We start from the raw sequence: 21789 nt of genomic DNA on the forward strand, positions 1-21789 counted from the left end.
GCTGTCTGTATGACGCAAGATCATCACAGTTCAGTCACCGAGCCGTATATCGCCCTGAGCCAGTTCTCGCCATTGACGGTGACTGAACGGGGATTGTGTGGCGTTCTGGCGCAATGGTTGCCTCCAACCACGTGGTTGATCATCGGGTCGGTGGCGTGGCCAGTTGCCGGCGGGGCGGCACGTTTAGCGCCGAACTGGCCATTTCCGGCGAGCCGAACGGCGTTAGCTGAAGCTCCGCTCTTGCGTGAATGGATGGGAATGGACGGGTGCTGGGAGCCACTGACTGCGCGCGGAAGCGTGTGTGGCGGTCTCATTGTACCGGATACGACGCCGGTTGCGCCAGCGTTGCTCGATCAGCTTGCGCCATGGGTCGATGTCATCCATACCCGGCGGTATGCAGCGCGGCAGGTGATCTGGCAATCTATGCTCTTGCAGATCAAGGCGCGGTACGCTGCCGGTGAAGAGCGTAGCGCGTTGTTGGCTGAGGTGTTCAAGAATTGTCTTGGTCTTGCCTTCCAACCGGCAATTGATGGGCAGGCGTTGACCAGAGACGCGCTGAGCATTACTGGCCGCTCACGCCCGCTCTGGCCCGATGAGGCCGCATTCGTCGAACTGGTATTAGCTGTCACTCATCCAGCCATCAAGCAAGCACGAGTACTCGGTTTGGCGGCGGCAGGCATTGCCCACGATATCAATAATCTATTGACGGTTATTTTAGGACGTGCGCAATTGCTCGAACTTGATGCAGTCGGGGAGCAAGTCACCGATTTGCAGATGATCGAGAGCGCGGCAGAGATTGGCGCGGCCAGTGCGCGCCAATTGCAACGCTTCGCGCAGCTTGAGCAGTTGCCGGCTCAGCCGGTGGATTTGGCCGCGATTGCGCGTGCGGCGGTTATTATCGCTGAACGTGACTTCATACGGAATAACAATATTGTTCTCATTGCTGAGATCGCTGAGCTGCCGCTGGCTGCCGGCGAAGCGAGCTTGCTGCATACCGCGTTGGTCAATCTGATCGTTGCCGCAGCGCAAGCAGTGCCGCACGGCGGTGTGATTCGTATCAATAGTGGTGCCGATGAACGCTACGTTTGGATCGAGATCACCGATCCCGGTCTACCGCCCAATACCGATCTACAAACTGTCTCGGCGCAAACGCAGCGCGCGCATACGATCGAACTGGCCATTGCTCGCCAGACGGCGCGCGTTCACCATGGCCACCTGCGGATCATAGCCGATCCGGCTGGTGGTACCGTGACCCAGTTGTTGATACCGCGTCTACATGAAAGAGATGGATAGTCTTATGCCAGCGTGGCATGTGCGCGAACGAGAAGTCTTGCTCCATCAGCCGCCATTTCTCACCGTCGAGCGGCATCATGTGGTGTTGCCAGATGGGCGTGAAATCCCGAATTGGCAATGGGTGATGACGCCTGAGTATGTAAATGTGGCGGCTCTTACAGGTGATGGGAAGTTTGTGCTCTTCCGGCAAGAGAAGTATGCCGTCGAGGGATTGTCGCTGGCGCCGGTAGGCGGGTATCTCGAACCGGGTGAGGATCCGTTGCTGGCGGCGCAGCGCGAATTGCGCGAAGAGAGCGGCTATGCTGCCTCTGATTGGGAACATCTTGGCCGTTATGCTGTTGATGGCAACCGCGGTGCTGGCGTAGCCCACCTTTATTTGGCCCGTGGTGCGACATTTGTTGGCAAAGATGAGAGCGACGATCTCGAAGCGCAGGAATTGGTCTTATTGACGGTTGATGAAGTGCGGCAGGCGTTGGCTGCCGGTGAGTTTAAGGTGCTGGCGTGGGCGACGGTCATGGCGCTGGCGTTGTTGCGATTACAAGATTAGTTGAGGTAAAAGCGCGCATGAGCAGCGCATACTTTATGCGCGCCTGCCCAGCTTGATATCTGCCAATCAACTATGGGTCGTGGTCGCTATCCTGCTCGGTTGAAAGTTACCGCGCCTCCGCCAGAGTTGGCGGAGCGTTATTATCGTTCGTGGCCAGCGTATGCGCTGTACCATACACCCGAACGGTTTCCGCTGCTGAGCGCCGACCTGTTTGGGCGCAGCGCACCGTTGACGCTTGAATTCGGTTGCGCTACCGGCGAATATCTCTGCGCACTGGCGGCAGCGCAACCAGAGGCGTGTTTCGTTGGTGTTGATATTGTAGCCAAACCGCTCTACCGCGCGGTTGAACGGGCAGCGGCGCTGAATCTGGCCAATATTCTCTTCATTCACGCCGATGCGCGGCTTCTGTACCAGCGCATTCCCGATGCGGCACTAGCAACAATCATTCTCCACTTTCCACCGCCGTTGCTGCGCAATCGGCAACGGAACCAGTTGCTCGTCTCGCCGCAGATGTTGGCCTGCGCTGCCCGCGTGCTCGTACCCGGCGGCTATCTCAGCTTTCTCACCGACCATCCAGACCTGTTTGCACTGATGCAAGAGCTGCTGCCAAACTTTCCGACGTTGCGTGCGCGACCGGCCTCACCCAGCGAGTTGGCCGTCTTTGAGTCGCACTATCACCGGCGCTGGGCGGTGCGTGGCCGCGAGATTAACGGGTTGCGGATTGAGCGGGTCTCGGCAGGGTGACCTCTTTAGCCCTGATGAACTTATACGCTCTTACTGAGGGGGGAATGCGATGGAATGTCGGGTTGGGTGTGGCGCATGTTGCATCGCTCCTTCGATCTCGTCACCGATACCGGGTATGCCTCATGGTAAACCGGCAGGAGTGCGCTGTGTGCAGTTAACGGCTGACAATCGCTGCGCGCTGTACGGCAAGCCGGAACGTCCGGCGGTGTGCGTCCGGTTGCAACCACATCCTGATATGTGCGGTAACAGTGTGGCTGAAGCGATGCTCTTGCTCAGCGCGCTCGAATTGGCTACCCAACCTGAAAAATGACTGAAAAGTTAGCTGGCAGTGGGAAATGTGCAACTCCGCAGCGCCGATTTGCGTTATTATGGCAGGGACAAACATCGCTGCGCTACCCCCCGCTTGGAAAGGATGTTGTAACAAAATTGGGGTATCATACATGTGGGGGACAGGCGAGCGATCAACGCACACCGCAGTGCGCGCTACCAAACCTATGGACTCTGCTTAGGGGTGTCGAAGCGGGCCGGTCCCGTGCCAAGGGGCACATTCCGGATCGACACTCGGGAAAGGAAGCCGCAGTGACTGACTTCGATCTAGACCGTTTGAGCATATCTGAGCTCGAACGACTGCGGGACGCGATTAACCAGCGCCTGCTGCAACTGCGCTACGGTACGCCGCGTTCGCTGCCCGAACTGTTGCGCATGTTGGAGGAGGTTAAGGTCGTCCTGAGCGATCAGGGCAAGGAGTGGCGCTCGCTTGAGCGTTGGCAATGGATGGATGGCCAGATTCGCTTCTGGCTGAACCCAGCCGATCAGGTGCATTATCGCGCCGGCTGGTATACAATTGACGAACTGATCCTCTGGTCGCAGGATCGCGGCCCGGTGCTCGTCCCGCAGGAGGAAGAGGAAGAAGATTTAGAGGGTTGGACGGAAATTAACGGCGTTCGCATCCGTTGGTTGCCCGACGGCACGATGGAGCGTCTGTAGGCGGCGAGCTTGAAACGAGCCGCCTACAGATCGGCGCACGCCGTCGTCACACCGGGCGCTATGTCGCCGTCTCACCCTTTATAAACCTAGCCATCGCGCCAGCAACGGCGCGAGCAATGAGGTCATTGCGCCGTTTAATCCCATTGCTAAACCGGCTAATGCGCCGGCCTCGCTGCTGAATTGCAACGAGCGTGCGGTGCCAAGACCATGCGAAGCCAATCCTAGCGCAAAGCCGCGCTCGCTATCGTCGCGTACACCAACGAGGCCGAGTAACTCCCAGCCAAACAGTGCCCCCATCATGCCGGTAACGATCACGATCACTGCCGTCAGCGACGGCAGGCCGCCTAATTGCTCGGCAATGCCCATCGCAATCGGCGTCGTGATCGATTTCGGCGCCAGCGAGCGCAGGGTTTGCTCGGACAGACCCACCAGCCTCCCGGCAAGCACTGCCGCTGTGATGCCGGTTGCCGAGCCAACGATGAGGCCGGCTAGCGCCGGCCAGAAGATCCGACGCAACGTGCGCTCTGACTCGTAGAGCGGAATGGCCAGCGCTACCGTCGCCGGGCCTAACAGAAAATGCACGAATTGCGCGCCGTCAAAATAGGTGGCGTAAGGGGTGCCGGTCAGCAGCAAAATACTGACCAGCGCGATAATCGAGAGCAGTACCGGATTGAGCAGCGGCGGTGAACCTAACCGGCGGCTGACCAACGTCATTGCTCGATAGATGGCGATGGTCGCTGTTAACCAGAGCAATGGAGTTTGGGCAAGATAGACCCAGATCGAAAAGATACGATCATCCATAGTGTGCCATCACTTTCTCCGGCGCAGCCAATGTACGGTCAGGCCGGTCATCAGTAACGTGATTGATGTCGAAATGACAATCGCTGCCAACAAGGGTGCCCCTTCGCGGGCCAGCAACGGCAAATGAACCATCACGCCTACTCCTGCCGGCACAAACAAGAGCGGTAGATGGGCTAATATGCTGTTCGCAGTAGCGCTGAGCGGTTCAGGTGGCCCGCCGCGCCAGCGCAAGACAGCAAAGAGCAGCAGCATGCCGATCACCGGGCCGGGAACCGGCAGGTTGAGACCGCGGCTTAACACTTCGCCGATCAGTTGGAAGATCAGAATACTGAGAAGAGCGTCGATCATAGGATAATGCCTTCTGAGTCAATGGGAGATAGCTGTCTGCCCACTCCTTTGTTGTCATTGCTAAGTGTGTCTGAAGTGCTGCAAATCTTTTTTGCTCCACCGAGACCGTCGAACAAAGACGTAAAGCGTGCCAAGAGCGTAAAATGGCGCGGAATGATGATCATCCTCAACGTCCTCTGCGGTAAAACATAACTGCTCTGCTCCACCGGCAACCTGCTGCCAGCCTGCGCCCAATACCCACTATAATAGAACCAAGAGGACGCATCCCTGTCAGCGTCCGGGAGGAGTTATGACAAAACCGATTGTGGCCATCGTAGGCCGCCCGAATGTTGGCAAATCAACCTTCTTCAACCGCTTGATCGGCGAGCGGCGTGCGATCATTGAAGATATTCCCGGTACGACCCGTGACCGCTTGTACGGTGATACGTTCTGGAACGGGCGAGAGTTTACGGTTGTCGATACTGCCGGCATCTTGTTTGGCGATGACGATCCAACGCTGCCTGAAGCAGAGATCAATCGCCGCACTCGTGCTCAGGCCGAACACGCGATTGCCGAGGCCGACGCCATCATTTTTATGGTTGATGGGCGCGACGGTCTGACCGCGGCTGATGCTGAGGTTGCCGATATTTTGCGCACCACCGCCAAACCGGTGGTGTTGGCTGTGAATAAGTGCGATAGCCAAGAGCGTATGCTCGATGCGGTTGAGTTTTATGCGCTCAATCTCGGCGATCCGATCCCGATGAGCGCCTTTCATGGTCTAGGCACCGGCGATGTGCTCGACCGGCTTACCGAGCATTTGCCGGCCAAGACGTTTGAGCAGGAGGAAGAGCGCCATCTGCGGGTGGCGATTGTGGGCCGGCCTAACGTCGGCAAGTCCTCGCTGCTCAACCGGTTGCTTGGCCAAGAGCGCAGCGTGGTTAGCCCTATTCCCGGCACGACCCGCGATCCGATTGATACCACGATTACGTATCACGGCGAGCTGATCACACTGATTGACACCGCCGGCATCCGCCGTGCTGGTAAGATCGAGCGCGGGATCGAGAAGTACAGCGTGTTGCGCACACTGCGCGCGATTGAACGGTGCGACGTGGCGCTGCTGCTGATCGATGCCACCGAAGGTATTACGGCCCAAGACACTCATATTGCCGGGATGGTGGTCGAAGCGAAAAAAGGCATCATCCTTGTGGTCAACAAGTGGGATGCGGTCGTCAAAGATTCGCATGCGTACTACCAATTTGAAGACCGCGTGCGCGAGGCATTCAAGTTTGTTGATTACGCACCCATCGTCTTCGTGTCGGCGCTAACTGGCCAGCGTGTCAGCCATCTGCTCGACTATGCTCGCGAAGTGTATGCGCAACGCCAGAAGCGGGTGCCGACCAGCGAGTTGAATAACTTCTTGCGGGAAGCGGTATTGCAACAGCCACCGATGGCGGTCAAGAAAGGCGCTCATTTGCGTTTGTACTATGCAGTCCAGCCGCAAACTGAACCGCCGGTCTTCCTCTTTTTCGCCAATGATGGCGAGTTGGTGCATTGGTCGTATGCTCGTTACCTTGAAAACCGGCTGCGCGAACGTTATGGGTTTCAAGGAACGCCAATCGTCATTGTCTTCCGTTCGCGTGAACGAAAAGAGAACGACTAATCACACGCGCAGATCTCTTTCGCAAGGCAGCGTGCAGGAGGCTGTTGGTGGCCAGCTTGCTCGCTGCCTGCCTTTTTATGGAGGTTGTGATCATGCATATCACCGATGTCTGGCCGGGCCGTCCGTATCCACTTGGCGCGACATGGGACGGCGAAGGGGTGAATTTCGCCCTCTTTTCGGCCTATGCCACCCGGGTCGAGTTATGCCTCTTCGATAGCCCAACTGCGCCGCGCGAGGCGGTGCGGGTGATTCTGCCCGAACGCACCGATGATGTCTGGCATGGGTATATTCCCGGTTTGCGCTCTGGCCAGCTTTATGGCTACCGAGTCTATGGCCCTTACACGCCGCAACAGGGTCATCGGTTCAATCCATACAAATTATTGATCGATCCCTATGCGCGTGCCCTGTATGGCGAATTGCGCTGGGATAAGGCCAACTACGGCTATCGCGTTGACAGCCCCTACGGCGATCTGACCATTGGCAAGCGCGATAGCGCGCCGTATGTCCCGCGCTCGGTCGTGATCGATCCGCATTTCGATTGGGGTGATGATCGACCGCCTGATATTCCGTTGGCCGATTCGGTGATCTACGAGCTGCACGTCAAGGGATTTACTAAACTGCATCCAGAGGTGCCGGAAGCCTTGCGCGGCACCTATACCGGCCTTGCTTCACCTTCGATCATCGCCTACCTCAAAGCGTTAGGGATCACGGCAGTCGAACTCTTGCCGGTGCAGGCCTTCATTACCGATCAGTTTTTGGCCGATCGTGGTCTGACTAACTATTGGGGATACCAGCCGATCAACTACTTTAGCCCGGAACCGCGCTATGCCAGCCAGACAGACCCACAGGCGCAAGTGCAAGAGTTTAAGCACATGGTCAAAGCGCTACACGCCGCTGGAATCGAAGTGATTATCGATGTCGTCTATAACCATACCGGCGAGGGCAATCATCTTGGCCCAACTCTCAGCTTCCGCGGGATTGATAACGCCTCGTACTACCGGTTAGTGCCCGATCAGCCGCGTTACTACCTCGACGATACTGGCACCGGCAACAGCCTCAATCTGAATAACCAGCGCACGTTGCAGATGGTGCTCGACTCGCTGCGCTATTGGGTGACCGAGATGCATGTCGATGGGTTCCGGTTCGATCTAGCACGCACGTTGGCCCGTGGCCCCGCCGGTTCGGATCAGCCTAGCCCCTTCTTTGCCATGGTGCGGCAAGACCCGGTGCTTTCGCGTGTCAAGCTGATCGCCGAGCCGTGGGATGTCGGTTTTGATGGTTATTGGGTGGGGCGCTTCCCATCGCCATGGGCCGAGTGGAATGGTCGCTACCGTGATACTGTTCGCCGCTTCTGGAAAGGCGATGCTGGCCAAGCGGCTGAATTTGCTTCGCGCTTTATGGGTTCGATGGATCTCTATCAGCATAACGGTCGCCGGCCCTATCACTCGATCAACTTTGTCACCGCTCACGATGGTTTCACCCTGCGCGATCTCGTTTCCTACAACGAGAAGCACAACGAGGCTAACGGCGAAGCGAACCGTGACGGAGATACGCATAACAACTCGTGGAATTGCGGCGTAGAGGGGCCAACCGATGATCCTGACATCCGCGCGTTGCGGTTGCGCCAAATGATGAATTTCATTGCTACGCTGTTTTTATCACAAGGAACGCCGATGCTGTTAGCGGGTGACGAACGCGGGCGCACGCAGCAGGGCAACAACAACGCCTACTGCCAAGACAACCCAATTTCGTGGGTGGATTGGCGGGCGGATGCGGAAGCGAATCTCTTGCTTGACTTCACCCGCCGGCTGATCGCCTTCCGCCGCGCGCACCCGGTTTTGCGCCGGCGCCGTTTCTTTGCCGGTAATCTGGGTCATGCCGAGTGGGATGTTGAATGGCTTAGCCCTGATGGCCAAGAGGTGAGCGCCGAGCTGTGGCAGCAACCTGACCTGCGTTGTATTGGTCTCTTGCTCAATGGGGCGGTGATTGACGATCGCACCGAACGCGGCGAACCGATGCGCGATGATGTATTGCTGGTGTTGATTAACGCTAGTGATGAAGCGGTGCCGTTTATCTTGCCCGATTGGCCTGACGATGCCGAATGGCACGTGGTCATCGATACCTCCCAACCAAACTTGCATGATCCGCTGCAAGTGATTGATCAGATGTATCACGTTCAGCCGCGATCCTTGGCGGTTCTCGTCGAACGGATCGAGAATGAGCCGCCGATCCATATTGATCTGGCTGGATTGGCCAAGTAGCTCACCTTAATTCCGGAGCATCTTAACGTTTTGGTAACAAATTCGTATGACCGATCAGCTATAGTACGAGAAAGTAGTCATTACAGACATCCATCGGAGCCAATCATGCGCACTCGTCTGAAGCTGAAACCCGGCCAACGCGGAACCAAGAAGTTGCAGGCAATATATGGTGATCGCCTCGTCTGCGTGCGTTATCGCTACGATGCCGAACAGGGTCGTCGCCTCAAAACGATTGAACTGATTGTGGAAGAAAAAGAGTGGTTGCCTCGTGATCGTTATGAGTCGACCGAAGCGGCTTTCGATCAAGTGGCGGCGGATTAGCTGGCATCAGCAGTAGGCTGATAGAGGTGTCGGGTAGCCGTGTCTTTCCATTGATAGGCACTGCTCTACGAGGAGCGATGATCGTGATGAGGGCGGCGCTGGCGTCGCCCTCGCTGTGTTTATGGCGCGAAAAGATTTAAGCTGATTAACCGTTTGCGTTGTGGTTAGAGGTACGCCGATGCGCGCCCATGAGTGATACAGAAACGATGCGACCCATGCCAGCTCGGCGGCGATTGAGGTGTCTACACATCTCTGCTATGATTATGATACCGCATCCAAGCATCATAACTACGACAGCGCGATATAAAAGTACGGCCGAGAATAGTATGATGGAATAAGGTTCTCTTTACGGTGCGTCTTCACGCGCTGTATGGGACCGCTTAAACAGCATATTGTCGCCGGTTGAGGCGACGGTGCGGGGTTAGCGATGACCAAGGTGTTGTCCCTGTGATGTTTACCTGCGGTATCGCTATGGATTTAGCATGGAGCGCTCGGTGATGCAGTCTCACTTTGACGAATCCGCTCACTTAGCCGACCTCATCCAACAAGTGGCTGAGTTGCAAGCGGAACTAGCTCGGTTGCGCGCGCAGAACCGCTTTCTTCTGGCTGCGGTCAATGAGATGGCAAGCGGGATGATTGTGACCGATGCCGAACCTGATTATCCTATCATCTTTGCCAACCGAGCGTTCAGTACCATCACCGGTTATGCACCGGACGAGATCCTTGGCCGCAATTGTCGCTTTTTGCAAGGGCCGCAAACTGATCGGGCGGTGGTGGCGCGCGTTCGCGAAGCGATCGCCGCCGCGCGCCCCATTTATACCCGTTTGCTCAATTATCGCAAAGATGGCCAACCCTTTTGGAATCAACTCGCGATCAGTCCGGTGCGGGATGAGACCGAGCGGGTGGTAGCGTTTGTTGGCTTGCAAACCGATGTTACTGCGCAAGTAGCGGTTGAACAGGCGCTGGCCGAACGCGAACAGTTGCTGCGCGCAGTTGGCAAGATGGCGAGTGTCGGTGGGTGGGAGTACGATCTGACGACGCGGCAGATGGTATGGTCGGAAGAGATGTTCGCTGTCCACGAGTTACCGGTGGGCGAGCCACCTTCGCCAGAAGCGGCATTGTGGTTCTACCCGCCGGAGGTTCATCACCTGATCGATCAAGCATTCCAGCATTGTCTTGCCACCGGCGAGCCGTGGGATCTGGAATTGCCCTTCCGCACCGCGCGCGGCAATCTACGCTGGATCCGCTCGATTGGTCAGCCAGTTTGGGAAGCCGGGCGGATCGTCAAGCTGCGTGGCACCTTCCAAGACATTACCCGCAGTAAAGAGACCGAGCTGGCCTTGCGCGCCAGTGAGCGGCGCTACCGCATGCTGGCCGATCTGTTGCCGGGAACGGTGGTCTTGATGTTCGATACCGATCTGCGCATTACGCTACTCGCCGGCGCGGAATTAGCCCGGTTTGGCGTCAATGCTGCGCAGGTTGAGGGGCGATTATTGCCGGATATCTTGCCCGAACCGCACCGCTCTGAGCTGTTGCCGCTATGTTATGAGGTATTGTCCGGCGTTCCCTACTATATTGATTATGTTTTTAACCGTGAAGTGTTCGATACGGCCCTGTTACCGGTTGAGATTACAGCGGGACAGATCAGCGGCGGCTTGATTGTGGGTCGTAACATTACCGTCGAACGGCAGATCGCCGCCGATCTCTTACGCGCGAAAGAGGCGGCTGAACAAGCCGAACGAGCGCGTTCCGCCTTCCTTGCCTCGATCAGCCACGAAATCCGCACGCCGCTCAATGCCGTCATTGCTAGCGCTGAATTGCTCTTGACCAGCGCCTTGCCGGAAACGCAGCGTTCGTTAGTCGAGACGATCAGGGTTGGTGGTGAGGCATTGCTGGCGATTGTCAATAACGTGCTTGATCTGTCTAAAATGGAGGCAGGGCGGCTTGAGATTGTTGCTGAACCGGTTCATTTGCAGGCGATTGTTGACTCGGTCATGACTTTGTTCCGTCGTGACGCCGAGCGGAAGGGATTGGCATTTACCGCAGCGATTGATCCGGCATTGCCATCGTTGGTGATAACTGATGGCACGCGCTTGCGCCAGATTTTGATCAATCTTGTGAGCAATGCGATCAAGTTTACTGATCATGGCAACGTGTTGGTCAAGGTTGATATGGTTGATCCCAACGCTGATCAGCCTCAGGTGGCGCTCGCTGTGTGTGATACCGGGATTGGCATCGCTGCTGAGCAACTGCCGCGCCTCTTCCAGCCGTTCACCCGGCTTGACGGTGGTGAACGCACGCGGCGGGGTGGCACCGGTCTCGGCTTAGCCATTAGTGCCCAATTGGCGCACCTGATGGGTGGTGAGCTGAGTGTGGTAAGCCAGCCGGGTCAAGGATCAACGTTTACCTTGCGGCTGCCGGTGCAGGGGGTTGCCGCGCCGGCGCCGGTCTCAGCGCCGGAGGCAGACCTAGCGCCGGAACTCTCCGCGTCATTGCGTGTCTTAGTGGCTGAAGATAATGCGATCAATCAGCAAGTCGCGCTGCACTTGTTACGTGTTTTGGGCCATCACGTCACGATTGTCGCCAATGGGCGCGAAGCAGTGCAGGCCGTCCAGTCGCATCCGTTTGATGTGGTACTAATGGATCTGCAAATGCCAGAAATGGACGGCGAAGAGGCGACCCGCCAGATCCGCGCGCTCGGTGATCAGATCCGGCAGCCGCGGATCGTCGCTCTGACCGCGTATGCCTTGGCTGGGATGCGAGAGCGGTGTTTGGCCGCAGGGATGGATGGTTTTCTGAACAAGCCGGTGCGACTGCAAGATTTGCGCCAAGTCTTGCAGCCGCACACTCAACCGATGAGGCCTATCACGGGGGCGAGCCCGGTTGTTCGTGATCAAGTAATCGATTGGGAAGTCTTTAGCGAACTACTGGCAGCGCTTGGTTCGGATCAAGTTGAAATGGCCGTCAAGGCGCGTGAGCTGATCCGGCGCGAATTTCAACAGCAGCTCGAACAGTTGGCCTCCTCGATCGCTTATGCTGACACCGAACAGACCCGGCGAATTGCGCATCGCCTTAAGGGAGGCGCTCGCCAAGTCGGCGCAGTGCGGGTGGCGGCGGCGGCGCAGGCGATTGAGCAGGCTGTCGCTAGCCAGATGCCGCTCGATCCGTTGTTGAGCGCATTGCAACACGCAGTCGACGAGACGCTGCGCTTACTCGAAGCGGGTTGACAGTTACGCCACACCGTGTTACCGTAGAATTATTCTAGCTGGCAACATAGCGACAGGGTGGTCGTATTTGTTTAACCGTTTAGAGAGGAGCAGGCAATGGCAAAGAAGATCCTCTTCCTCGTCGGCGACTATGTCGAAGATTACGAAGTGATGGTGCCGTTTCAAGCGCTCGCCGCGCTCGGCTATCAGGTGCATGCCGTCTGTCCGGGCAAGAAAGCCGGTGAATTTGTGCGCACGGCGGTGCATGACTTTGAGGGCGATCAGACCTACAGCGAGAAGCGGGGTCACAACTTCACCCTGAATAAAACCTTTGATGAAGTGAATGAGCACGAGTACGATGCGCTGGTCATTCCCGGCGGACGCGCGCCGGAGTATATTCGGCTCAATCCGCGCGTGCTCGACATTGCGCGCCATTTCTTTACCGCCAATAAGCCGGTGGCGGCGATTTGTCACGGGTTGCAGGTCTTGGCAGCCGCTGGTGTGTTGAATGGTCGCCGTTGCACGGCGTATGCGGCGGTTGGCCCCGATCTGCCGCTAATTGGCGCTGAATATCACGAGTTGCCCGCCGATCAGGCCATCACCGATGGTAATCTGGTGACAGCGCCGGCGTGGCCGGCTCACCCGGCATGGATTGCCCAGTTCCTCAAGGTGCTTGGCGCCAAGATTGAAATCGAACCGCAGGCCGAGACGGTCGGAGCGTAAGCGATCAAGCAAGAGCACGCAGTAGGGGCACAGCATCGCTGTGCCCCTGCATTATGTGTGTGACAAGAGGAACTTTTGCCGCGATGGTATCGTCCTAGAAAAAAGGGCCGATCATGCCTTGTCATCGCTGGGTATTCTCGGTACAATGCCAGTACGATTACGTACCAATGTCTCACCGGCCAACGGTTGCCTATGCCATATATATCCTTTATCTATCCTGAAGCGCTCTGGCTGCTCATTGTGCCGATCGGGATGGCTGCGCTCGCATTACTCGCGCCGCGCCGGTTATCGCCGTTCCGGTTCTGGGGCAGCCTGATCGTGCGTACCTTGGTCGCTGTGGCTTTGATCTTTGCCTTCGCTGGCATTCAATGGGTACGCCCGGTCGATCGGTTGACGACCGTCTTCTTGCTCGATGGTAGTGACTCGATGCCGGCCTCGACCCGCGCACAGGCCGAGGCGTTCATTCGCGCCGCCTTGCAAGAGATGCCGGCTGACGATCAAGCGGCGATTATCGTCTTTGGCGATAATGCGCTGGTTGAACGAGCACCAGATAGCGATCGCCGGTTGGGCCGGATTACCTCGATCCCCATTGCAAATCGCACCAATATCGAGTCCGCCATTCAGCTTGGTATGGCGCTCTTCCCCGCTGATACGCAAAAACGGTTGGTGTTGCTCTCTGATGGCGGTGAAAATAGCGGGCGGGCGATTGATGCGGCGCGGTTAGCGGCAAGCCGTGGCATTCCAATCGATATTGTCGATTTGACGTTGGTCGAAGCTGATGCTGAGGCATTGGTGGCCAGCGTGGAGGCGCCCAATAGTGTGCGTGACGGCCAAGAGGCGCTGATTGTAGCCACTGTCGAGAGTAACGTTGCCCAACCCGCTACGGTGCGTCTGATTGATGATACCGGCGTAGTGGCCGAACGCGCGCTTGAATTATCGCCCGGTTCAACCCGTGTCGAGTTTGTGGTGCTGGTTGAGGGTAGCGGTTTCCGGCGCTACCGGGTGCAAGTGGAAGCAGCCCGCGATGGGAGAGTGCAAAATAACGAGGCTGCGGCCCTGATTAAGGTGCAAGGTCCGCCGCGTGTCTTGTTAATTGCGCGTAACGCTGCCGATGCTCGCCCGTTGGCGACGGCATTGGTCGCCGCCGATATGGTGGCCGAGGTGATCTCGCCGGAAACAGCGCCGCGTTCGCTGGCTGATCTCAGCGCCTACGATGCGCTCGTGCTGGTGAATACGCCGGCTCGCGCGTTGCCGATTGGTTTGATGCAAGCTATCCCCGGTTATGTGCGCGATTTAGGGCGCGGTTTACTTATGATCGGCGGCGAAGATAGCTTTGGCGTCGGTGGCTATGGCCGCACCGCCGTCGAAGAGGCGCTCCCAGTATATATGGATGTCCGTAATCGCGAAATGCGACCCGATCTAGCGATCGTTTTTGTGATTGATAAGTCGGGATCGATGGATGCCTGCCACTGCGCTGATCCCGATCGCAATGCACCGATAACGTCTTCGTCCGACCGTAAAATCGATATTGCCAAAGATGCGATTGCGCAGGCAACGGCGCTCTTGGGCTTGCAAGATACGGTTGGCGTAGTGACATTCGATGGCGCTGCGTTTCCAACGTTTGCCGCTACTCGCGGCGCGACGGTCGGACAGGTCATGGATGCGGTGGCAGGTGTTGAGCCGCGCGGCCCCACCAATATCCGGGCTGGCTTGTTGCGCGCCGAAGAGATGCTGCAACAAGTTGACGCCCGCATCAAGCATATGATTCTGCTGACCGATGGTTGGGGCAGCGGGGGTGATCAGCTCGATATTGCCGCCCGGCTGCGCGAACAGGGCATTACTCTGACGGTCGTCGCCGCCGGAAGCGGTTCGGCTAGCTATTTGCAACAATTGGCGGCAGAGGGCGGCGGGCGCTACTATCCGGCGGCTGATATGGCTGATGTGCCGCAGATTTTTGTCCAAGAGACGATTACGACCATCGGTAACTATATCGTTGAGCAGCCGTTTGTGCCGGTACGCTACGGCAGTAGCCCGATTCTGGCCGGGCTTAGCGCCATTCCGCCGCTCTATGGCTACAATGGCAGCACGCTCAAAGACACTGCGCAACTCTTGCTAGCCACCGAAGATCAGCAGCCGATTTTGGCCACGTGGCAGTTTGGCCTTGGCCGTAGCGCAGCGTGGTTGAGCGATACTAAAGGTAAGTGGGCGCGCGACTGGATTGTATGGGAGGGTTTTCCCCGCTTTGCCGCCCAATTGATCGAAGATCTGACGCCACGTGGCGGGCAGGATGTTCGCGCAGAGGTAACTGTTGCCGGCGGCGAGACGATCGTTCGCCTTGCCACGGCTGCAAGCCAGAACGATCTGACGGTGACAGCGACTTTGATCGGCGGTGATGGCTCACGGCGCGAGGTGCGTTTGACACAGGTCGCCCCTAACCAGTATCAGGCGCGGCTCGAGAGTCCTATTCCCGGTACCTATCTAGTGCAGATTGCCGGCGCACGTGGTGATCGGGTCGTGATTCAAGAAACTGCCGGGATGGTCGTACCGTATTCTTCGGAGTATCGCAGCGCACAGGCTAACCCCGGTTTACTGGCTGAGCTGGCGAATACAACTAAGGGCCGGTTTGTGACGGAACCGGCAGAGGTGTTTACTCGCCTGAATCAAGTCTTTTCTGCGCAGGAGATCGCCTTTCCCCTGCTGTTATTGGCGTTGATCTTACTGCCGATTGATATTGCCCTCCGCCGGTTGATGGTACGTCGCAGCGATTTTGGCCCGCTCAGTACGCTAGCCGGACGCTTGCGACCCGCCGGAGTAGCGCCGGTTGCACCTGACCCGGTGCTAGGCCGGTTGCGCGCTGCCCGTGATCAGGCGCGGCGCCAGATGGCTGGTGAACGCACATCGTTGCCGCCGACTCCACCGTCCGCTCCGCCGCCGGCCCCACCGCCAACGGCTGCCGTTGCTGAGAGTGATGAGGCGCTGGCCCGCCTTCGCGCGGCCAAAGAACGAGCGCGTAAGCGGATTACCGGCGAAGGGGGTGAGTGATGGGTATGACAACCAATAGGATGGTCGCTGAACCGGTGCGAGCTTGGCTAGGTCGCTTGGCCATTGCTATCCTAATTGGAGCGCTGGCCGGGGTCGTTGCCTACCTAACCGCGCGGGCTATTGGTTCAGCGTGGCTCTTACTTAATCAGCAATCCTTGATCGACGCCACCCGGCAGGCTTTGCAGGAAGGCGTGATGGGCTTGGCCAATACCAATCTTCGCGCTTTGCGCTTGGCCGCCGAAGCGCAACAACGCTTTATCGCCGAACTGAGCGGGTGGATCGGGCTAGGAGCATTTTTGCTGGCCGCTAGCGTCGCCTTTGTCCGGCTTGAACTGCAAAGCAGCAAATAATGCCATGGTGATTGCCCCTTGCGCAATCTTGGGTTCGACAATGCCGTCAGTCACGGCCCGATCTGTTGCCAGAGCGTTGCCGGTAAGGCTTGCACGAATGAGGATGGTTGATCGGCGCTGGCGCAGACTAATAATTCCCGCATTGCGCGTGAACAGCCAACATAAAATAGACGTTGCTCTTGCGCAATCGCCTCCTCTCGCTCCTCTGGTGGTAAGTGGTCGAAGTTGTGCGGTAGATGTTCTTGCGCTAAGCGTGTGACGGCAACAAAGGGAAATTCAAGCCCCTTGGCTGAATGCAAGGTCATCACCTTAACGACCGGTTTGCGAATATCGATCTGTTTCTTTTCCATAAACTCCGCCGGTACGCCAAGCTGCTTGAGCTGAGCGCAAATGTGCTGCGCCACTTGCTTGCTGTGGCACAGCACAGCCCCGGTGTGCGCCGGTAAACGCCACCTTCGCGCTGCGGCGGCGAAGAAATCGCGAATTGCCATCGCTTCTTCCGTGATGTCGCGGCAAAACTGAATGGTCGGCATATTGCCGTTGTGGATTGCGGCAGCTTGTTCATTGTCGCCGGTTATACCAAGAATGGCGGCGCAGGCGGCGGCAATCTGGGCCGTATTCCGGTAATTACGCCGCAACACAAAGCTACGCCCGCGCATTTGGAGCGCACTATCGATCTGCTGCCACGAAAACCCGCGTTGGTACAGCGATTGTCTGGCATCGGCAGTGATATAGATTGATTGCGGCGACTCGGCGCAAGCGAGCAGATAACGCAGCGCCACTGGCGAAAGGTCTTGCGCTTCATCAATCACGATGGCGCGGTAGGGCCGGGCCGGCTGATGGCGCGCTAATTCCAGCGCCTGCCGCCGCACATTGCCCCACGTCGTCCATCCTTGTTGGCGCAAGAGATTAGACCACGTCTCATACACCGACCACACGGCTTCACGCAGCGAGGCGCGCAGCGGCAATTTGCGCCCGATCCGTGGTTGACTCGCGTAGCCTTCATACGTGGTTAGCCCCCAATGTTCAATCACACTGGTAAACTCGTCGAGCAGGTATTCGACCCCTAACGCTCGTAACGCTTCTCGGCGGTGTTGGCGTTCAGCTTCGTTGTCGCTGGCCATTGGCGCTGTCTCTAATGCTTGATGCAACGTGTTCAGCAACTCTCCTTCAGGGGCAAAGCGGGGTGAGCCATACGCGCGGACGTATTGACGGAAGATGACACTATCGACGGTGTTGACTTCGACTCCTTTTGCAGCAAGATCTCCTTGCAGGAGACGTTCCAACAGTTGCGTCGAGTACGAGATTAGGGCGTTGGTAAAGGTGGTAAATAACACCGGCGTTTGCCCGCTCGCTACTAGTCGTTGGATACGGTACAGCGCAACTATTGATTTACCGGTGCCCGGCCCGCCGCGCACCAGTACCGGTTTATCGAGCGGCGTTTCGACCAGCCGCTGTTGTTCGGGATCAAGCATTAGCAAGAAATCGCTCAATTCGCCGGCCACAAACCGGTCAAGGTCTGTGGCATCATTGAGCAGGTATTGTGGTTGTTGCAGAATTTCATCGACGCTGCGCGGGTACAGAATATCGAGTACCCGTTCCATGATCGGTTGCGGTACGGGCGCGTTCAAGAGGTCATCTTCAGTATGCACTGCGAGCAATGCTGGCCAGTGCTGTTCTGGGATGCGCCACTGGCGCAGATCGGCGACGGTGACTTCGCGCGTCAGCGGTTGTGACGTTACGACGGTTGGCTCGCTTGGTGGCGGTTCGGACGGCTCCGGTGCGTACAGGAAGCTAACCTCCGGTGGCGCTTCTTCCGGCAGGTCAATCTGGCCGAAGTCGTGTTGGTAGGTTTGATCATCGCGTTTGCGAATCGCAATCAGTTTGACCCATCCCGCATCAAAGGTGTAAATAAGACGATAATCACCAATTCTGACTCGGTACAGCGGCGGGACGCGATTCTTGAGTTTTTTGGCATCTCCTTGCGCTGAAATCGGATCACGTTCAAGTACTTTGACCTTCTGCAAGGCTGTTTTTTGAATCTTTGCGGGCAGACCAATGAGTTCGTTGAGAAATGTAGGTGGTGTGATAATTTGATATTTGGTCATACTTATCGCCCTCGCGGATCAAACTTCGCTTCCTATGGTTTAGCACGTGATTTTCTAAAATGATTGATGGTCACGATGTGATTTGTTCACGTCTTCAGAATCGGAGAGGCTAGTTCGCGTTTTATTGCCAACTGCTTTGCCCCCGCAGCATGTTGTAGCTGAATCTAATACTCACATCATAGCATCCTTGCTGCTTGTTGAAAAGAAGTAAAGAATAACCACGTCCTAGATATATAGCACGCGCTTGTATTCGATGGAGTACAGATGTGATCAACAATTAGTCATCATTATCGTTATCGTTGTCGTCACCGCTACCGCTATTGTCGCTGCCACACCCACTAAGATCATCATCGCTAGACTTTAGGTGAGAGGGTAACGGTCTGATCGCGCCGATTGTCGTCATTGTGTGGTCGTGGTGAGGGGGTGATTGTTGGGCGAGATGGTGATGTCATTGTTACCATCTCGACCCACAATGAAGACAGTCACCTGTACGCCGTTGGCGGCATTTGTCGTATACCCGATCACGACCACCTCAGCGCCGGCTGCTGACTCACCCCGCACCTAGATCGTGTTATCGATGATCACGGAATATCACCGATGGCCCAACGGTTGAGCATTACCTCCCTGAGGGTGTCGCTAAATTCAACCTCGGTTTCACGGCGACGCTGAATCAACGCGATCACTTCGTTTCAGTGGCGCTCGGCAAAGCGCATATTCAACAGATTCGTAACGGCGAACGAGAATTATTGGCCTGTTTCAAGCCAATGCGCTGCAACATTGCCGCCTAACACAATAACGAACACAAGACTGACAGCGAGAGCGAGCGGCAATAGGCGAGTATAACGGCAGATCCATCGTGTCCTCCTTGTCCTAAAGAATTGCATCAGCTTAGCGCCCTCACTCTCATAGCCGCGTGATCGCAGAAAAAGTTACGGCCTCCCTCCAACAGCGCGCCATAATCCGGCAATGGCTCCCAGACCACTGCTGTCTGCGCATTGGTTACTGATCTCATCGTTGCGGTGGAGCGGGAAGTAGCACCAGCTTGCAAAACAATCACCGGCGAGCTAATATGCTTCGCCGGTGACAAACGAACAGAAACAGACTTGATTCGATGACTACCGCTGGAACGGCTGCGGCGCGGGGATGGTGGCCGGATCAATGTCACCGCTGACCGGATCGACGCCAGTGGTCAGTTCGCCTTTGGTCAACGCAGCCAGAATCTCTTCCATCCGGCGCTTGACCGCATCAGGCACCTCATTGGCCGTGTCGTGGTAATCAGCGTAGCCGATACCACCGTTGGCGGCCTCGTACATCGCGATGCCGTTGCCCTTGAAGGTGCCGTTGACGACGGCCTTGATCTGATCGTAGACGGCCACGTCAACCCGCTTCAACGCCGAGGTAAGCAACCGATTGGCACCGGGAGCAGTGCCACGGGCAAACGTCGTAAAGTACTCATCTTGATCGACGCCGATCACGTAGACACCGCGGGCAGCCGCCTCTTTGATCGCACCGGAGCCGGTCGGACCACCAGCACCCATAATCACATCAGCGCCCTCGCCAATCATCTGCTGGGCGGTGCTAGCACCGAGAGCTGGGTCAATGAAGGTGGGCAAATAGACGCCGAGCAGGTTGATGTTGGGATTCACGAAGCGCGCGCCATTGTCGAAGGCGTTGCGGAAGCGCTTGACCGGTGGGATCTCTTGACCGGCGACAACACCGACAGTGCCGGTCTTGGTCATCATACCGGCTAGCGCGCCAACCAAGAAGCCAGCCTGATCCTCGCGGAACTGCAAGCCGACCAGATTATCGGTAACGGTGCCCGGCTCGTAGAACTGGTCAACCCCGATGAAGATAATGTCGGGGTGCTCGGCGGCGAACTTCTTGGTCGCATCGGCGATCAAGAAGCCAACAGTGACGATTACATCAAAACCTTCATCGATGAAGGTCTGGATATTCTTCTCGTAATCGGCTTGGGCCTGCGTCTCGATATACTTGTACTCAAGCCCAAACTCTTGCGCTGCCCGCAACGCGCCGAGGTGGGCCGACTCATTAAAAGTGCCGTCATTAACCTTCCCCAAATCCGTCACCAGTGCGATCCGGGGCAATTTGACACCTGAAGGTTGGAACGGCTGCGGCGCGGGGATGGTGGCCGGATCAACATCACCGCTGACCGGATCAACGCCGGTGGTGAGCGTACCGTTGGTCAGTGCGGCGAGGATCTGCTCCATGCGCACCTTCACCTCGGCGGGCACGACGTTGGCGGTGTCGTGGTAATCGGCGTAGCCGATACCGCCGTTAGCAGCCTCGTACATTGCGATGCCGTTGCCCTTGAAGGTGCCGTTGACGACGGCCTTGATCTGATCGTAGACGGCTACGTCAACCCGCTTAATTGCCGAGGAGAGGATCTTGTCGGCGCCGGGAGCGGAGCCGTTGGCAAAGGTGGTCACGTACTCATCTTGGTCAACACCGATGACGAACACGCCACGAGCGGCGGCCTCTTTGATCGCGCCGGAACCGGTTGGACCACCCGCGCCGAAGATCACATCAGCGCCGTCGCCAATCATCTGCTGGGCGGTGCTAGCGCCGAGGGCGGGGTCGATGAAGGTGGGCAAATAGACGCCGAGCAGGTTGATGTTGGGGTTCACGAAGCGTGCGCCATTGTCGAAGCCGTTCTTGAAGCGCTTAACGGGCGGGATCTCCACGCCGGCCACCACGCCCACGGTGCCGGTCTTGGTCATCATACCAGCCAGCGCGCCAGCCAAGAAGCCAGCCTGATCCTCGCGGAACTGCAAACCGACCAGATTATCGGTGACAGTGCCCGGCTCGTAGAACTGGTCAACCCCGATGAAGATAATATTGGGGTGCTCGGCGGCGAACTTCTTGGTTGCATCGGCGATCAAGAAACCGACGGTGACGATCACATTGAAGCCCTCATCGACGAAGGTCTGAATGTTCTTCTCGTAGTCGGCTTGGGCTTGCGTCTCGATATACTTGTACTCGAGCCCAAACTCTTGCGCCGCCCGCAACGCGCCGAGGTGGGCAAACTCGTTAAACGTCCCGTCGTTCACCTTGCCCAGATCCGTTACCAACGCGATCCGGGGCTTGCCAGAATCTGAGGGGGCGGTTGTGGCAGCGGCGGTCGGCGATGCAGGCGCCGGCGTCGCGGTGGGCTGGGCCGCAGGCTGACCACAGGCGGCCAGCATCGGCACGAGTAGCGTGAAGAGCGCTACCAGCGTGAGTAGAGTCTTGCGCATGACTTCTTCTCCTGATCTACGACGATCGGATCCGTTCAGAAGCGCCATGGGGGCGAGCATGGCCCTTCTGTTGTGACGCACCAAATGGTACGTCTCGCAATCTGTGAGTCGGCGCGATTATAGCACATGTAGCGCAACTTTTTCTGCAGGATGCCGTATGTTATA

Annotated in this window: 17 protein-coding genes; 12 read left to right on the forward strand and 5 right to left on the reverse strand. The window is 57.3% G+C overall.

The genetic code is table 11. The features are described 5' to 3' along the window. Positions 1–9: 9 nt before the first annotated feature. From Q1A00_RS08760 to Q1A00_RS08780, 5 genes are all read left to right on the forward strand, one after another. Positions 10–1293, forward strand: a complete 1284-nt coding sequence (locus Q1A00_RS08760) for a sensor histidine kinase (protein WP_298404686.1) — start codon at positions 10–12, stop codon at positions 1291–1293. 4 nt (positions 1294–1297) lie between these two features. Then, complete coding sequence (locus tag Q1A00_RS08765; protein WP_298404688.1) at positions 1298–1840, forward strand: NUDIX hydrolase; 543 nt, start codon at positions 1298–1300, stop codon at positions 1838–1840. A 72-nt stretch (positions 1841–1912) separates the two neighbouring features. Further along, positions 1913–2584, forward strand: coding sequence for a methyltransferase domain-containing protein (locus Q1A00_RS08770; protein WP_298483249.1), 672 nt, complete (start codon positions 1913–1915; stop codon positions 2582–2584). Between the two features lie 49 nt (positions 2585–2633). Continuing rightward, the gene (locus Q1A00_RS08775; RefSeq protein ID WP_298402238.1) at positions 2634–2894 is read left to right on the forward strand and encodes a YkgJ family cysteine cluster protein; all 261 of its coding nucleotides are present in this window, start codon (positions 2634–2636) and stop codon (positions 2892–2894) included. Positions 2895–3163: 269 nt separating this feature from the next. After that, positions 3164–3571 carry a hypothetical protein gene (locus tag Q1A00_RS08780; RefSeq protein WP_298402239.1) on the forward strand — a complete coding sequence of 136 codons (408 nt, stop codon included), beginning with the start codon at positions 3164–3166 and terminating at the stop codon, positions 3569–3571. Between the two features lie 78 nt (positions 3572–3649). On the opposite strand, the gene Q1A00_RS08785 is transcribed toward Q1A00_RS08780, so the two are convergent. Together Q1A00_RS08785 and Q1A00_RS08790 are read right to left on the reverse strand one after the other, a co-directional pair. Beyond that, positions 3650–4372, reverse strand: a complete 723-nt coding sequence (locus tag Q1A00_RS08785; RefSeq protein WP_299756290.1) for an LrgB family protein — start codon at positions 4370–4372, stop codon at positions 3650–3652. Positions 4373–4381: 9 nt separating this feature from the next. Beyond that, positions 4382–4720, reverse strand: a complete 339-nt coding sequence (locus tag Q1A00_RS08790; RefSeq protein WP_298402243.1) for a CidA/LrgA family protein — start codon at positions 4718–4720, stop codon at positions 4382–4384. Positions 4721–5009: 289 nt separating this feature from the next. On the opposite strand from Q1A00_RS08790, the gene der reads away from it, so the two are divergent. The 7 genes from der to Q1A00_RS08825 all read left to right on the forward strand — a co-directional run bounded on the left by der (position 5010) and on the right by Q1A00_RS08825 (position 16262). Next, complete coding sequence (der, locus tag Q1A00_RS08795; protein WP_298402245.1) at positions 5010–6359, forward strand: ribosome biogenesis GTPase Der; 1350 nt, start codon at positions 5010–5012, stop codon at positions 6357–6359. 92 nt (positions 6360–6451) lie between these two features. Beyond that, positions 6452–8620, forward strand: a complete 2169-nt coding sequence (gene glgX, locus Q1A00_RS08800; RefSeq protein WP_366917420.1) for a glycogen debranching protein GlgX — start codon at positions 6452–6454, stop codon at positions 8618–8620. Between the two features lie 105 nt (positions 8621–8725). Continuing rightward, positions 8726–8941, forward strand: coding sequence for a hypothetical protein (locus tag Q1A00_RS08805; protein WP_298402249.1), 216 nt, complete (start codon positions 8726–8728; stop codon positions 8939–8941). A 497-nt stretch (positions 8942–9438) separates the two neighbouring features. After that, complete coding sequence (locus Q1A00_RS08810; protein ID WP_299756301.1) at positions 9439–12168, forward strand: ATP-binding protein; 2730 nt, start codon at positions 9439–9441, stop codon at positions 12166–12168. Positions 12169–12264: 96 nt separating this feature from the next. Next, the gene (locus tag Q1A00_RS08815; protein ID WP_298402253.1) at positions 12265–12870 is read left to right on the forward strand and encodes a DJ-1/PfpI family protein; all 606 of its coding nucleotides are present in this window, start codon (positions 12265–12267) and stop codon (positions 12868–12870) included. Between the two features lie 192 nt (positions 12871–13062). Then, positions 13063–15912, forward strand: a complete 2850-nt coding sequence (locus Q1A00_RS08820) for a VWA domain-containing protein (protein WP_298402254.1) — start codon at positions 13063–13065, stop codon at positions 15910–15912. Positions 15913–15917: 5 nt separating this feature from the next. Further along, the gene (locus tag Q1A00_RS08825) at positions 15918–16262 is read left to right on the forward strand and encodes a hypothetical protein (protein WP_298402256.1); all 345 of its coding nucleotides are present in this window, start codon (positions 15918–15920) and stop codon (positions 16260–16262) included. 50 nt (positions 16263–16312) lie between these two features. Here the strand turns inward: Q1A00_RS08825 and Q1A00_RS08830 are convergent, their stop codons facing one another. The 3 genes from Q1A00_RS08830 to Q1A00_RS08840 form a co-directional block, all read right to left on the reverse strand. Continuing rightward, complete coding sequence (locus Q1A00_RS08830; RefSeq protein ID WP_299756297.1) at positions 16313–18370, reverse strand: 3'-5' exonuclease; 2058 nt, start codon at positions 18368–18370, stop codon at positions 16313–16315. 399 nt (positions 18371–18769) lie between these two features. After that, the gene (locus tag Q1A00_RS08835; RefSeq protein WP_298490508.1) at positions 18770–18931 is read right to left on the reverse strand and encodes a hypothetical protein; all 162 of its coding nucleotides are present in this window, start codon (positions 18929–18931) and stop codon (positions 18770–18772) included. A 554-nt stretch (positions 18932–19485) separates the two neighbouring features. Beyond that, positions 19486–21624, reverse strand: coding sequence for a BMP family ABC transporter substrate-binding protein (locus Q1A00_RS08840; protein ID WP_298402260.1), 2139 nt, complete (start codon positions 21622–21624; stop codon positions 19486–19488). Between the last annotated feature and the right edge of the window lie 165 nt (positions 21625–21789).

Source organism: uncultured Chloroflexus sp. (assembly GCF_938091255.1).
Lineage (GTDB): Bacteria > Chloroflexota > Chloroflexia > Chloroflexales > Chloroflexaceae > Chloroflexus.

Excerpts from the sequence above, each read along its gene's own strand:
- Q1A00_RS08760 (WP_298404686.1), top strand. The coding sequence starts at position 10 with ATGACGCAAGATCATCACAGTTCAGTCACCGAGCCGTATATCGCCCTG.
- Q1A00_RS08765 (WP_298404688.1), top strand. The coding sequence starts at position 1,298 with ATGCCAGCGTGGCATGTGCGCGAACGAGAAGTCTTGCTCCATCAGCCG.
- Q1A00_RS08770 (WP_298483249.1), top strand. The coding sequence starts at position 1,913 with ATGGGTCGTGGTCGCTATCCTGCTCGGTTGAAAGTTACCGCGCCTCCG.
- Q1A00_RS08775 (WP_298402238.1), top strand. The coding sequence starts at position 2,634 with ATGGAATGTCGGGTTGGGTGTGGCGCATGTTGCATCGCTCCTTCGATC.
- Q1A00_RS08785 (WP_299756290.1), bottom strand. The coding sequence starts at position 4,372 with ATGGATGATCGTATCTTTTCGATCTGGGTCTATCTTGCCCAAACTCCA.
- Q1A00_RS08790 (WP_298402243.1), bottom strand. The coding sequence starts at position 4,720 with ATGATCGACGCTCTTCTCAGTATTCTGATCTTCCAACTGATCGGCGAA.
- der (WP_298402245.1), top strand. The coding sequence starts at position 5,010 with ATGACAAAACCGATTGTGGCCATCGTAGGCCGCCCGAATGTTGGCAAA.
- glgX (WP_366917420.1), top strand. The coding sequence starts at position 6,452 with ATGCATATCACCGATGTCTGGCCGGGCCGTCCGTATCCACTTGGCGCG.
- Q1A00_RS08805 (WP_298402249.1), top strand. The coding sequence starts at position 8,726 with ATGCGCACTCGTCTGAAGCTGAAACCCGGCCAACGCGGAACCAAGAAG.
- Q1A00_RS08810 (WP_299756301.1), top strand. The coding sequence starts at position 9,439 with ATGCAGTCTCACTTTGACGAATCCGCTCACTTAGCCGACCTCATCCAA.
- Q1A00_RS08815 (WP_298402253.1), top strand. The coding sequence starts at position 12,265 with ATGGCAAAGAAGATCCTCTTCCTCGTCGGCGACTATGTCGAAGATTAC.
- Q1A00_RS08820 (WP_298402254.1), top strand. The coding sequence starts at position 13,063 with ATGCCATATATATCCTTTATCTATCCTGAAGCGCTCTGGCTGCTCATT.
- Q1A00_RS08825 (WP_298402256.1), top strand. The coding sequence starts at position 15,918 with ATGACAACCAATAGGATGGTCGCTGAACCGGTGCGAGCTTGGCTAGGT.
- Q1A00_RS08830 (WP_299756297.1), bottom strand. The coding sequence starts at position 18,370 with ATGACCAAATATCAAATTATCACACCACCTACATTTCTCAACGAACTC.
- Q1A00_RS08840 (WP_298402260.1), bottom strand. The coding sequence starts at position 21,624 with ATGCGCAAGACTCTACTCACGCTGGTAGCGCTCTTCACGCTACTCGTG.